General features: G+C 61.2%; 15 protein-coding genes. 4 read left to right on the top strand and 11 right to left on the bottom strand.

Annotation, left to right across the window (positions count from 1 at the left end; translation table 11 throughout):
- From ACHFFR_RS00100 to infA, 8 genes are all read right to left on the bottom strand, one after another.
- On the bottom strand, positions 1-910 hold a 910-nt coding region (locus ACHFFR_RS00100; protein WP_394262237.1), incomplete at its 3' end, for a flavin monoamine oxidase family protein.
- A gap of 213 nt (positions 911-1,123) precedes the next feature.
- A complete protein-coding gene (locus ACHFFR_RS00095; protein WP_394262236.1) occupies positions 1,124-2,683 on the bottom strand; it encodes a hypothetical protein in 1,560 nt (519 codons plus the stop codon).
- 166 nt (positions 2,684-2,849) lie between these two features.
- Complete coding sequence (gene rplQ / locus ACHFFR_RS00090) at positions 2,850-3,464, bottom strand: 50S ribosomal protein L17 (RefSeq protein WP_394262235.1); 615 nt, start codon at positions 3,462-3,464, stop codon at positions 2,850-2,852.
- 89 nt (positions 3,465-3,553) lie between these two features.
- Positions 3,554-4,552 carry a DNA-directed RNA polymerase subunit alpha gene (locus tag ACHFFR_RS00085; protein WP_394262234.1) on the bottom strand — a complete coding sequence of 333 codons (999 nt, stop codon included), beginning with the start codon at positions 4,550-4,552 and terminating at the stop codon, positions 3,554-3,556.
- Positions 4,553-4,699: 147 nt separating this feature from the next.
- Positions 4,700-5,095 (bottom strand): 30S ribosomal protein S11, encoded by a 396-nt coding sequence (gene rpsK, locus ACHFFR_RS00080; RefSeq protein WP_394262233.1) that lies wholly within the window; start codon positions 5,093-5,095, stop codon positions 4,700-4,702.
- 29 nt (positions 5,096-5,124) lie between these two features.
- Complete coding sequence (gene rpsM / locus ACHFFR_RS00075) at positions 5,125-5,496, bottom strand: 30S ribosomal protein S13 (RefSeq protein ID WP_394262232.1); 372 nt, start codon at positions 5,494-5,496, stop codon at positions 5,125-5,127.
- Positions 5,497-5,646: 150 nt separating this feature from the next.
- Positions 5,647-5,760: a 50S ribosomal protein L36 gene (gene rpmJ, locus ACHFFR_RS00070; protein WP_307682136.1), complete on the bottom strand. Its 114-nt coding sequence runs from the start codon at positions 5,758-5,760 to the stop codon at positions 5,647-5,649.
- A gap of 44 nt (positions 5,761-5,804) precedes the next feature.
- Positions 5,805-6,023, bottom strand: a complete 219-nt coding sequence (infA, locus tag ACHFFR_RS00065; protein ID WP_394262238.1) for a translation initiation factor IF-1 — start codon at positions 6,021-6,023, stop codon at positions 5,805-5,807.
- A 229-nt stretch (positions 6,024-6,252) separates the two neighbouring features.
- Between infA and ACHFFR_RS00060 the strand changes: the two genes are divergently transcribed.
- Genes ACHFFR_RS00060 through ACHFFR_RS00045 form a run of 4 tightly spaced genes read left to right on the top strand, consistent with a single transcriptional unit; the run spans position 6,253 to position 9,026 of the window.
- A complete protein-coding gene (locus ACHFFR_RS00060; RefSeq protein WP_394262231.1) occupies positions 6,253-6,591 on the top strand; it encodes a PadR family transcriptional regulator in 339 nt (112 codons plus the stop codon).
- Entirely contained in the window at positions 6,588-7,181 is a 594-nt protein-coding gene (locus ACHFFR_RS00055; protein ID WP_394262230.1) for a DUF5808 domain-containing protein, read from the top strand. Before ACHFFR_RS00060 ends, ACHFFR_RS00055 begins: the two co-directional genes overlap by 4 nt.
- Positions 7,174-8,280 carry an ABC transporter ATP-binding protein gene (locus ACHFFR_RS00050; RefSeq protein WP_394262229.1) on the top strand — a complete coding sequence of 369 codons (1,107 nt, stop codon included), beginning with the start codon at positions 7,174-7,176 and terminating at the stop codon, positions 8,278-8,280. Before ACHFFR_RS00055 ends, ACHFFR_RS00050 begins: the two co-directional genes overlap by 8 nt.
- Positions 8,277-9,026: a hypothetical protein gene (locus ACHFFR_RS00045; protein WP_394262228.1), complete on the top strand. Its 750-nt coding sequence runs from the start codon at positions 8,277-8,279 to the stop codon at positions 9,024-9,026. Before ACHFFR_RS00050 ends, ACHFFR_RS00045 begins: the two co-directional genes overlap by 4 nt.
- On the opposite strand, the gene map is transcribed toward ACHFFR_RS00045, so the two are convergent.
- From map to secY, 3 genes are read right to left on the bottom strand one after another with little or no spacing between them, the layout of a single operon-like run.
- Positions 9,021-9,842 carry a type I methionyl aminopeptidase gene (gene map / locus ACHFFR_RS00040; RefSeq protein WP_394262227.1) on the bottom strand — a complete coding sequence of 274 codons (822 nt, stop codon included), beginning with the start codon at positions 9,840-9,842 and terminating at the stop codon, positions 9,021-9,023. The genes ACHFFR_RS00045 and map overlap by 6 nt on opposite strands.
- Positions 9,839-10,435 carry an adenylate kinase gene (locus tag ACHFFR_RS00035; RefSeq protein WP_394262226.1) on the bottom strand — a complete coding sequence of 199 codons (597 nt, stop codon included), beginning with the start codon at positions 10,433-10,435 and terminating at the stop codon, positions 9,839-9,841. Before ACHFFR_RS00035 ends, map begins: the two co-directional genes overlap by 4 nt.
- Entirely contained in the window at positions 10,432-11,718 is a 1,287-nt protein-coding gene (gene secY, locus ACHFFR_RS00030; RefSeq protein ID WP_394262225.1) for a preprotein translocase subunit SecY, read from the bottom strand. The genes ACHFFR_RS00035 and secY overlap by 4 nt, the downstream gene beginning before the upstream one ends.
- Positions 11,719-11,872 lie beyond the last annotated feature (154 nt).

Genomic DNA, 11,872 nt, shown 5'->3' with positions numbered 1-11,872 from the left:
TGATCCAGATCTTGGCACCGGTGGCATTCCACTTGTCGTTGACGACCTTCTGGATCGGCTCCGATAGGGCCGGCACGAAATCAATGTTCTGGAGTGCGCCAACCGGAACTGTACAAATGACGGCGTCGGCCTCAATAATCTCGCCGTCGACTGTGGTGACGGTTGCGCCGTCGTCGTGGTGCTCGATCTTCGCAACGGGTGTCTCGAGGCGAACCTCGCCGGTGAGATCCTCACGCATACCGTTATAGAGCGAACGCATGCCGTTCTTCAGCTTCCACTTGAGAGTGATGTCTTCCATCACGCGGTAGCGGTTGTCCGAGAGCGCACCCCACTGCTGAGCCATCAGCGCCGAGCCCGTGTACGGATCGCCGATGTAACCAGCAGACCAGAAAGCATCGACGAGGTCGATGGTCTCCTGATCGAAACCGAGTTCGCGAACGACATCGATTGCGTTCTTCTGGTCGAGTTCCTTGAAGCGCTCACGCAACTCTTCCGGTCCATCGTAATCATCGGAGAGAATCCAGAGCGGATCGTATGGGTTGGGGAACATGTCTTCGTTACCCTCAAACGTGGCCTCGATCGCGGTAGCGAGCTTGTCATCGAGATCCTGTTCGGTTCCCCTCACGACCTTGCCCTCAGTGACCCAGTGGGCATCATTGCCAACCGGTGAGGCTTCAATTTCGAGACGCTGACCGTAACGCATGACTTCAGTCCACGCGTGCGCTTGGAACCAGTGCACCCATGTGGCTCCCAGCTCTAGTGGGCGTCCCATGCGATCTTCCGTCCACGCGCGACCGCCAACACGGTCCTTCGCTTCGAGAATGACGTAATCCACGCCGGCCATTTGCAACTCGCGAGCAGCTACCAATCCGGCAAATCCTGCACCAATGACGACAACCTTCTTCGACATAGCACATCCTCCATTTTCGTCTTTGAATCTTTAGGCATCCTGTGTGCTTGGCACAACTATGGCGCGATAATGGAAGGTGGATTTACTCAATTGTGCATAAAACTTGCCAGAAAATGCTCAACGATTTCGTATCTAATTGGACGAATCCTCACTAACCGGGCATTCCCCAGGCGCGTTCCTAGCTTCAATATATTCGTCTAGGGACGCACGATTTCAGTCCTCCGCGTGCAGGAACTCAACTCCCCGCACCTCGACGGGCTGCGAGCCCGACTCCAGCTCGACGCCCACGATCGTCTCGTATCGCACCTCTAGGGGGAGCGGTGTTCGGATCGTCAGGTGCTCGCCGTTGCTGCTCGCGAGCGCCGTATCGAATGTCACCGCGTGGGTCTTCCCGCTTGCTAGATGAAGCGTCACGGTCAGTTGCGAGGCGCTGCCCGAGAATGGCAGCACGTGGACGGCGAGCTGCAGCGGGTTCTCGATCTCCACGTCGGCACTGGCGCCTGTCAAATGCAGCAGCTCGCTCGTCGTCGTGATCGTGCCCTCCTCGGGTTCAGGGCAAGCCGGCTGCCCAGGATCGGCCGCGTGCCTGCACAGCTCGGCCTCGTGGCCATCGACTGCGGTAAATGACGTGAGCGGCACGGCTGTCACATCCCGACCGTGGGTCGCAACGAGCCAGCGCACGTCCATCCCGGCGTACTGCTGCGGAATCGGATCGTGAGCGTCGAGGGGAATCTCGGTCTCGGCCCCCAAGATGGTGGCATTGAACCAATCGGTTGCCACCGCCGCAAGGAGGGCTTCGTGATCGGCCGCGCTCGGGCACTCCGCCTCAGCGCACGCCTCCCTGTCATCAACCTCGGGACTTTGCAGCTCTCTGTTGATGAACATGTTCCCGTAGCCAGGAACCTGCATGGAAACGAGTGCCGTGGTGCGCGGTTCTTGAATGCGCTCGGCAAGCCACAGATTCGACGCGTTGCCGACGACGCCGTCCTCGTCGCCGCTGACGAACAGGGTAGCGATGTCGGACGCGGGCGGATCGAAGGCGCCCTCAAGGTCGGCCTCCGCCCCGTATTCCAGCACGGAGATGACGTGGTCTGGATAGAAGATCTCTATTGTCGACGGGACGGTCAACGCCGCGCGCGAGTGCGCGATGATTCCGACGCTCTCGAGGTCAATCACGCCCTCCAAATCCATTCCGTAGAACTGACTCGCGCCCTGGACGTCCGAGCCCAGCGGGCTGTGGAGCGCGCCCACGATCTGGTATGCCAAGTCCGCTTGACTATATGGATCGCTGACGTCCTCGCTCACCCACAGCGGCGTGAGGTCCGGGATGAGGGTCGCGTATCCCTCTCGTGCAAGGTTTTCGCCGAGGTACTCCATGCCACCGTCAAAGCGAATCTCCTCGGTTCCCTCCGGGCACGGCCAGGCGTACGTGCCGTCAGAGCAGTTCGGTGCACGCAAATGGTTGACCACGATGAGAGGCACAGGTCCGTGAGTCATAGTCGGCGTGATGAGAGTTCCGCGTGCGGGTGCCACGTACCCATCGACCTCCACGTTGCCGAAATCGACGCTCGTAATAACCGAGGTTCCATCCTCGTTGAGGCGGGAGTCCGGGGAGGCGATGCGTCGGCCGGAATCAGCTCGCGGCCCATCGCTCGGCTCAGCGGTGGCCGCGGTCGTCTGGGTGCTGGGAGTGGCCTCCGGCGGTCTCTCTGCCGAACCACACCCCGCCAGAATGAGGGCGAACGCGGTGAGCAGCATGAGATGAGATTTCATATTGCTCATTATGCTCCTGCTCGTGGGAGCGCCCCTCCCTCTCCAGTGGTACATGACCGGCGCCTTACCAGACCACTGCACCACAATGCGCACAGCAAAGGGCCCGGCTCCCTGCGGGAAACCGGGCCCTTAGCATTACGTGCTAGCAGAACACTGCTAGCGAGAATTACTTCTCGTCGGCCTCGTCTGCGGAGTCAGCGCTCTCCGGCGAATCTGCGCTTTCCGGCGAGTCAGCACTTTCCGGCGAGTCAGCGGACTCGGCCGAGTCTGCGGAATCAGTCGACTCAACGTCCTCGACGTTCTCCACCGCTTCCTCATCCGTCTGAGCTTCCTCAGCGTTTTCGGTCGTCTCCGGCATCTCGGCAGCGGCAGCCTTCTGCGCAGCCTTCTCGGCTTCCTTGACAACGGCCTGCTTCGGCGAGACCGGCTCAAGAACGAGCTCGATCATGGCCATCGGAGCGTTGTCACCCTTGCGGTGTGGAAGCTTGGTGATGCGGGTGTAGCCACCGTTGCGCTCAGCAAACTTCGGGGCGAGCTCCTCGAAGAGGATGTAGGCCGACTCGCGGTCGCCGAGGACCTTGAGGGCCAGGCGACGGTTGTAGGTGTCGCCCTTCTTCGCCTTCGTGATGAGCTTTTCCATGTGCGGGCGCACGCGGCGGGCGCGTGCTTCCGTGGTCACAACCGATTCGTTCTCGATGAGCGACTTGCACAGGTTGGCAATAATCTTGCGCTCGTTGGCCGGGCTGCCTCCGAGACGCGGACCCTTTGAGGGCTTGGGCATGATTTCTCCTAACTTTCTTCGCGGCTTCGGCTCTCACCGTTGCCACCGGCCGTCCCCGACCGTGCCGATCGGGTGGGGCACATCCAAACTTATGCGTCGTCGCTGAACTGCATGCCGTAGGCGTCGTCACCGAAGCCGGACATGTAGCCTGCGGGCGAATCCTTCAGGCGAAGGTCGAGCTTTGCGAGCTCATCCTTGACGTCCTCGATCGACTTCGCGCCAAAGTTGCGAATGTCGAGGAGGTCTGCCTCAGAACGCATAACAAGTTCACCGATCGTGTGGATACCTTCGCGCTGCAGGCAGTTTTGCGAACGTGCGGGAAGGTTGAGGATCGTAATGGGACGCTGCAGATCCGAGGACTGCTGCTCGACAACCGGGGCTTCCTTGAGCTCCAGGCCCTCCACTTCCTCGTTGAGCTCGGCGGTCAGACCGAAGAGCTCCACGAGGGTCTTGCCTGCGGATGCGAACGCATCGCGCGGGGCGGTAGACGGCTTGGTTTCGACGTCGACGATCAGCTTGTCGAAGTCGGTGCGCTGGCCAACACGGGTGGCCTCGACCTTGTAGGAAACCTTCGTAACCGGCGAGTAGATCGAATCGATCGGGATCCGGCCAATCTCGTAGTCCGGCGAGTTGTTCTGCGCAGCGGAGACGTATCCACGGCCGCGCTCGACGGTCAGGTCAACCTCGATCTTGCCCTTGTCGTTGAGCGTGGCGATCACGAGGTCCGGGTTGTGAATCTCGACGCCGGCCGGCGGCGTGATATCCGAAGCAAGAACCTCGCCCGGGCCCTGCTTGCGCAGGTACATGAGGACGGGTTCGTCATGCTCGGAGGTCACAACGAGCTCCTTGAGGTTCAAGATAATCTCGGCAACGTCTTCCTTGCAGCCGGGGATCGTCGAGAACTCGTGGAGCACGCCGTCGATGTGTACCGAGGTCACTGCTGCTCCCGGAATCGAGGAGAGCAGGGTACGGCGCAGCGAATTGCCGAGCGTGTAGCCGAAGCCGGGCTCGAGCGGATCGAGCGTGAAGCGTGAACGTGTGTCGGAAAGCTGGTCTTCCGTCAACGTAGGCCGCTGTTCAATGATCACTGGTGATGTCCTTTCATCGGGTGCCCGCTATATGACACCCAGGAAAATTCTTCTGGTGGGGATCATCCCCGTGCAGTGCCGAGAGGACTCGGCGCTGCGGTGCCGGCCATTGCGTGCGCTTAGGGCGCGAGGGTGGCCGGCTGTGGATCAAACGCGACGACGCTTGGGCGGACGGGTACCGTTGTGGGGCTGCGGGGTCACATCGGAAATCGAGGTAACCTCGAGGCCGGATGCGGTCAGCGAACGAATCGCAGTCTCGCGGCCCGAGCCGGGGCCCTTCACGAAAACGTCGACCTTCTTCAGGCCCTGATCCATCGCGCGGCGTGCAGCGTTCTCTGCGGCGAGCTGAGCGGCGTAGGGGGTCGACTTACGCGAACCCTTGAAGCCGACCATGCCGGCCGAAGCCTGTGCGATGACCTCGCCCTTGGCGTCGGTGATGGAAACGATCGTGTTGTTAAACGTGGACTTGATATGCGCCTGTCCGTTGAGGACGTTCTTACGCGCGGTACGGCGCGGGCGACGCGACTGTGTCTTGGGTGGCATGTATAAAACTCCTGATCTGCCCGGGCCTACTAGGCCTTCTTCTTACCTGCGACGGTGCGCTTCGGACCCTTGCGGGTACGTGCGTTCGTCTTCGTACGCTGACCGTGCACGGGCAGGCCACGACGGTGGCGCAGACCCTGGTAGCTGCCGATCTCAACCTTGCGACGAATGTCGGCCTGGACCTCACGGCGGAGATCACCTTCGACCTTGTAGTTATCGTCGATGTGGTTCTTGAGCTTGACCAGATCGTCCTCAGTCAGATCGCGGACGCGCGTATCCGGGTTTACACCGGTGGCCTCCAGCGATTCCTGGGCACGGGTACGACCAATGCCGAAAATATATGTGAGCGCAACCTCGACGCGCTTGTCGCGCGGGAGATCAACGCCAGAAAGACGTGCCATGATTGGCTCCCTATTGTCTTATTCCGAAGGTGTGGAGCATTATCTCCCAGATGGGCCTCAGCCTCCGGACTGAGGGTTGCGTTGCCGCTGATAATGCAATTGTCACGGGAGTTACCCCGTTGTCAGCATGTGCTGACGGATCTGGCAGGTTTAACCCTGACGCTGCTTGTGCCTGGGGTTATCGCAGATAACCATGACACGACCGCTGCGACGGATGACCTTGCAGTTATCGCAGATCCTCTTAACGCTAGGCTTGACCTTCATTTATGGTGCTTCCTATGCCGGGATTTCCGGCGGTCGATTGCGGATTACTTGTAGCGATATACGATCCGGCCGCGACTGAGATCGTAGGGCGTGAGCTCTACGACGACGCGGTCTTCCGGAAGGATCCTGATGTAGTGCTGACGCATCTTGCCAGAGATATGCGCGAGCACGACGTGCCCGTTTTCCAACTCGACACGAAACATTGCATTCGGCAAGGCCTCAGAGACCGTGCCTTCTACTTCGATGACGCCTTCTTTCGCCATGTCCCCCGCTAACTTCATTCATCTACATCGAAAGGGTTCTTTCGACGGGTACCCAACGGGCACCAACGCTCTAGTTTACGGGAAAGATCACAAGGATTTAAAGGGCGATTGTGGTGCATCGCGTCACGCGCGGATCTCGTTTAGTCTTGCGCACCGCCCACTAGTGTGCATACCATAGTAGTGGGCAGAGCTTAGATACTCTCCCAGTCGAACCGGAAGGCGGGCACTCATGAAAGACGGGCTATCGTCGTCGCAGATGCGCAAAGGAACAGTCGAACTGGCGATCCTCTCGCTCGTATCTCGTCGCGATTACTACGGCGGCGAACTCGTGGAGGCGCTTGCCCACTACCCCGGCCTCGATGCCACCTCCGGCACGATCTATCCCATTCTCAAGCGCCTCGCCAAGGCCGGCCACCTCGCCACCCGCTGGGAGGAATCACCCGCCGGTCCCCCGCGTAAGTACTACTCGTTCACCGCAAGCGGCCGCGCGCAACTCGTGGCACTTGCCGCCGAATGGCGAGAACTGCAGACCGCCCTTAACTCAATCCTCGACGAGGAGACCTCATGACACGGATTTTCAACACCGACGGCCTTGCCACCGATCCTGACGCCCGCGAGCGCTGGTGGGATCCAGCCGACCCCCGCATTTTCGTCCCCCGCGCCATCGGCATCGGCTGGGATATTAACCTCGGCGCGGTCGCGGTCAAGCTCGGCTGGATTCGACCAGACGATTTCGACGACGACGTTCTCGGCGCCATTCCCCCTCAGTTCGCCCAAGGCATGCGGGCAGCGTTAGCTGCCACCGCAGGGCTCGCGATCGGCGGCTCAATCCTTGCAGCCACCCGACAGGATCGTGACAGCGATCGTGGCAGCGCAGTAGCTGACGTGATTGGCGTGGCAGCCGTGACCGGCTTCGCCGCCACGCGCACACAGCGTTCGGACAAGCTCATCACGGGATCCATTGCCACGGGAGTCAACGCGGCCGTGGGCCTGAAAGTGCTCGAATCTCTGGCCACATCGGGCTGGCTCACGACGGCTCTCAAGGTGGCACAGCCGCTGGTGCTCTTTGGCGCGCCGCTCGGCATCGTCACGCGCGCGATCAAGGCCGGCCTCGAGAACGTCGTCGACCATTCCAGTCAGGACAGGGCCAATGTCTGAGCTGCCGCTCGCCGCGCGCCTGCTGATCGGCGCGCTGGTCGTGAGCCAAATTGCGCTCCAGGTCTATGGAGCGGTGGCATGGCTACGACTTTTTCGGGGCCAAGAGCGCAAAGACTACGTGTCACTTTTTGTGATCGTCCTTGGGCAGTTGGTAGGCGCGCTCATTGGCATCTTCGTCCTGCTCCCCCAGCGCCGTGCCGAACTCGAGACCACCGACGCCGCCGACCGCACAGCGTACGACCCGTCCGCTCTCGCATCGTTCCTCGAAGCCTTCCCGACGGCGACCACCGAGACGTCAGTGGAGTTCACCGACGTGTCGAAAAGCTATGGCAACACCCGCGCTCTCGACCGCGTCAGCCTCGACATCGGCGCTCGAGGAGCCGTGGGGATTCTTGGACCCAACGGAGCGGGGAAAACGACGCTCATCAAAGTTCTGCTCAGCCTCGTCCACGCCGATTCGGGAACCGTGTCGGTTCTAGGCGAGAAACCGGGGCCGTCAGCTCGCATGCACATCGGCTACTGCCCCGACGTGCCAGCATTCGACTCGTGGATGACAGGACGCGACGTGTTAGTTGCCGAAGGCTTCCTCCTTGGCCTTGATTCGGCCGACGCCCGCGAACGCGCGTCTGCGATCCTGCGCATCGTAGGCCTTGCCAACGCTCGTGGTCGGGTTGGCGGATGGTCTCGCGGCATGCGTCAGCGTCTCGCGCTCGGGAGGGCCCTCGTTGGCACTCCCGCAATCCTCGTTCTTGATGAGCCCACAAGCGCGCTCGACCCTGCAGGGCGCGCGGACATTCTCGACCTCATTTCAACACTGTCCACCTCAATCGCGATCATCTTCTCCACCCATCGCATCGAAGATATTGACAGGGTGTGCGATCACATCGTCATGCTCGACGACGGACGGGTGCTTGCCTCGGCGACCAAGGCGGAATTCGCGCGTCGAAGCGCCGCGGGCGTCGACGTCGTCGTGAAATCGCCTGCTCTTACGCAGCGGCAAGAAATCAAGGCCTACTGCGACGAGCACGGCCTGTCCTACGAGGAAATCAGAACCGAGTCGCTCGAAGCACTCTTCCTCGAGATGACGGGGGCACGATGAGTGCGCGCTTTGCAACGTGGAAGCTAATCAGCCTGTACCGGAACAGGGGGCTGGTCACCGTGATCCTCGGGATCGGCGCCCTCGCCGTCATTGCGATCGTCACGGGCCGCTGGGGAGCTCAACTGCTCAGCGCAGCCACCGGCATGGAACTCGAGGGCGTGCTCGGCGAACCCAGCACGATCACGACGTGGCAGCAGTGGATGAGCAACCTCAATCAAATCGTGCTGCTCGTCGTGGCAATCTGGGCTGGATACACGACGTTCACGCTCCGACGGAACGGGGAGGCCACCGGACTGCTGACCAAGCCGTTGACGCGCACGGCCCTCCTTCACGTGTCATGGCTCATCCCCACCGCGCTGACGCTCGCCATCGCCGCTTTGGGATCTGCGGCGGTCGCGCTCATCACGCAGGCGCTTTACGCGGACGTCGAGTGGGCCCGGCTCGCAGGCAGCCTCGGGCTGTGGGCACTTAGCGCGGTGGTGTGGGCAACGATCGGGGCACTCGGCGGCGTGCTCGCGTCATCTACCATCGCGGCCATCGTCATTCCCGTGGTCGGCGTGCTCGCCGGCGGGATCCTCAGCGCGATACCCGCGCTTGCTGATTACAGCTTCGTCGGCCTCTTCCCGATGTCGACGGCGATCGTGACTGGGCCGATAGAACCGTGGTGGGCGATGGGGACCGGAATCGCAGTCATCCTCATCGGTTTGTGGATGGCCCGCGCTCGGTTCAGCAGAGAAGATTTATAGCGGGACGGGCGTAATACCGAACGGCGCAAGCCCCTCGGCGCCGCCGTCGCGGGCGGTCAAGACCCAGATCCCCTGCGAATGCTTGGCAACCATGTGCTCCCAATGCGCGGAGTCCGAGCCATCAGTAGTGACGACCGTCCAATCGTCATCCAGAACTTTCGTGGCCTGGTCGCCGGCCGCGAGCATCGGCTCGATGCACAGCACCATGCCGTTCTTCAGCTTCGGACTACGGCCGCGCACGCGATAATTCAGCACGTCCGGCTCCTGATGCATCGAGCTGCCGATGCCGTGGCCGACGTAGTCGCGCAGGATGTCCGGCTGCTTATCCTCGGGCAACTCGGTAATAAAGTCGTCGATCGCCGAGCCGATGTCGTTCACGCGCTTGCCGTTCGCCATCGCGGCAATACCGACCCACATCGATTCCCGCGTGATCTTGGAGAGCCGCTCGCGCTCGGCGCGCACGGCCTCATCTCCCCCGGGCAGCACCACGGTAAACGCGGCATCGCCGTGCCAGCCGTCGAGGACAGCGCCGCAGTCGAGCGAGACCAAGTCCCCCGGCTGCAACTCGCGTTCGCCAGGAATGCCGTGCACAACGACGTCGTTGACGGACGTGCAGATCTGCCCTGGGTAGCCGTAGTAGCCGTAGAAATTGGAGGTTGCGCCGGCGGACTCGAGAACCTCAAGCGCGATGGCATCGAGGTCCTTGGTGGTCATTCCGGCAGCGATATTCTCGCGCAGGGCATCATGGATGTCCGCAACCACGAGACCAGCGCGGCGCATGAGCCGAATCTGATCCGGTGACTTGTATTCGATCACTCAGCGACCTCGGCGCCAAGGAGGAACCCCTTGACCTTCTCGACGAGGCGCTCGCGCACCTCACCAATCGTGCCAAGGCCGTCGATGCCGACGAGCAGACCGCGGTCGCGATAGACGTCGAGTAGCGGCGCAGTCTTCTCGTGGTAGACGGCGATGCGGTGACGAATGACGTCCTCCGTGTCGTCCTTGCGGCCTTCCTTCTGCGCGCGGCTGAGCAGGCGCCCGACGATTTCCTCGTCGGGGATCTCAAGCTGAATCACCGCGTCAAGAGGCGAGTCATGTGCCTCGAGCATGCGGTCAAGCGCGTAGACCTGATCGAGTGTGCGCGGGTAGCCGTCGAGGAGAAAGCCGTTCTTGGGATCAATCGCGTCGAGGTGGTCCTCGATCATCGCATCGGTCACCTCGTCTGGGACGAGATCGCCGTTGTCGATGTAGGACGCGATCATGTTGCCCATGTCCGAGCCCGATCGGATCGTCTCTCGGAAAAGCTCACCCGAGGAGATCCACGTAATGCCCAGATCTTCCGACACGTTCTTCGCCTGCGTACCCTTGCCGGCACCGGGCGGACCGACGATAAGCAAACGGTATTTCATCGCAGGAACCCTTCATAATGACGCTGCTGTAGCTGAGCGTCAATATCCTTCACCGTCTGAAGGCCGACGCCTACCAAAATGATAATCGACGTTCCGCCGAAGGCCATGGACTGAATGCCCATAGCGTTGAAGACGATCTGCGGGATCAGGGCGATGGTTGCAAGGTAGAGGGCACCAACCCAGTTGATGCGGTTGATGACGTAGCGCAGGTAGTCGGCGGTGGGCTGGCCGGCGCGGATGCCCGGCACGAAGCCGCCGTAGCGCTTCATGTTGTCCGCGATCTCCTCCGGGTTGAAGGTAATCGACGTGTAGAAGAACGCGAAGAAGATGATGAGCAGCGCGTAGGCGAGCAGGTACCAACCCGACGTCGGTGCGAAGTTCAGCGAGAGCCACTGCACCCATCCCGCGTTCGGATCGCCGAACTGCGTGAGCATCTGCGGCAGCGCGAGGATCGAGGATGCGAAGATCACGGGGATCACGTTCGCCATGTTGATCTTGATCGGGATGTAAGTGGAGGTGCCACCGTAGGTCCGGCGGCCAACCACGCGCTTGGCGTACTGCACGGGGATGCGGCGCTGAGACTGCTCGACGAACACGACGACGAGCGTGATCGCCAGGAACATCGCGAGGACGATCAGGAGGCGGCTGACGCCACCATCGGACTGGTAGACGTTCGTCAGCATTGCTGGGAAGGACGCCGCGATACCGGTGAAGATCAGGAGCGACATGCCGTTGCCGACGCCGCGCTCGGTGATTTGCTCACCGAGCCACATGACAAGTGCGGTACCTGCCGTGACGGTAAGAATCGTGATGAGGTACTTCCACGGCGAGGCGTTCGGGATCGGATCGAGATTACACAGCGGGAAGAGCTGCGAGTTGGCAATGGACACCATGACCGAGGCCTGGAGGACGGCCAAGAAGATCGTGAGGTAACGCGTGTACTCGGTGAGCTTTGCCTGACCGCTCTGGCCTTCCTTGTGGAGCTCCTCAAATCGCGGGATGACCACGCGCATGAGCTGCACAATAATCGACGACGTAATGTAGGGCATGATTCCGAGCGCGAACACGGACAGCTGTAAGAGCGCTCCGCCCGAGAACATGTTCATCATCGTCAGCAGATCGGCCCCGCCCTGCTGGTCCAGACACTGCTTCACGTTCGAGTAAGACACGAACGGAGCTGGCAGGTAGGTTCCCAGACGGTAGATCGCCATGATGAGCATGGTGAACAGAAGCTTACGTCTCAGATCCGGAGTCCGGAATGCTGATACTAGTGCTTTAAACAAGACAGTCCTCCATATGCCGGCCGGATGGCCGTCGCTTGCTCGGCCGTGCGAACCGAGCATATGTGTACCGATGTGGTACTGGGCCGCACATGCGACACCGCTTCACTATACCCGTTACCGAAGGATTGCCTAACACCCAATGAGTGCCGTATAT

The sequence above is a fragment of the Trueperella sp. genome (assembly GCF_043424875.1).
Taxonomy (GTDB): Bacteria; Actinomycetota; Actinomycetes; order Actinomycetales; family Actinomycetaceae; genus Trueperella.
This window is presented reverse-complemented; position numbering and strand designations above follow the sequence as displayed.

Excerpts from the sequence above, each read along its gene's own strand:
- ACHFFR_RS00095 (WP_394262236.1), bottom strand. The coding sequence starts at position 2,683 with ATGAAATCTCATCTCATGCTGCTCACCGCGTTCGCCCTCATTCTGGCG.
- rplQ (WP_394262235.1), bottom strand. The coding sequence starts at position 3,464 with ATGCCCAAGCCCTCAAAGGGTCCGCGTCTCGGAGGCAGCCCGGCCAAC.
- rpsK (WP_394262233.1), bottom strand. The coding sequence starts at position 5,095 with ATGCCACCCAAGACACAGTCGCGTCGCCCGCGCCGTACCGCGCGTAAG.
- rpsM (WP_394262232.1), bottom strand. The coding sequence starts at position 5,496 with ATGGCACGTCTTTCTGGCGTTGATCTCCCGCGCGACAAGCGCGTCGAG.
- rpmJ (WP_307682136.1), bottom strand. The coding sequence starts at position 5,760 with ATGAAGGTCAAGCCTAGCGTTAAGAGGATCTGCGATAACTGCAAGGTC.
- infA (WP_394262238.1), bottom strand. The coding sequence starts at position 6,023 with ATGGCGAAAGAAGGCGTCATCGAAGTAGAAGGCACGGTCTCTGAGGCC.
- ACHFFR_RS00060 (WP_394262231.1), top strand. The coding sequence starts at position 6,253 with ATGAAAGACGGGCTATCGTCGTCGCAGATGCGCAAAGGAACAGTCGAA.
- ACHFFR_RS00055 (WP_394262230.1), top strand. The coding sequence starts at position 6,588 with ATGACACGGATTTTCAACACCGACGGCCTTGCCACCGATCCTGACGCC.
- ACHFFR_RS00050 (WP_394262229.1), top strand. The coding sequence starts at position 7,174 with ATGTCTGAGCTGCCGCTCGCCGCGCGCCTGCTGATCGGCGCGCTGGTC.
- ACHFFR_RS00045 (WP_394262228.1), top strand. The coding sequence starts at position 8,277 with ATGAGTGCGCGCTTTGCAACGTGGAAGCTAATCAGCCTGTACCGGAAC.
- ACHFFR_RS00035 (WP_394262226.1), bottom strand. The coding sequence starts at position 10,435 with ATGAAATACCGTTTGCTTATCGTCGGTCCGCCCGGTGCCGGCAAGGGT.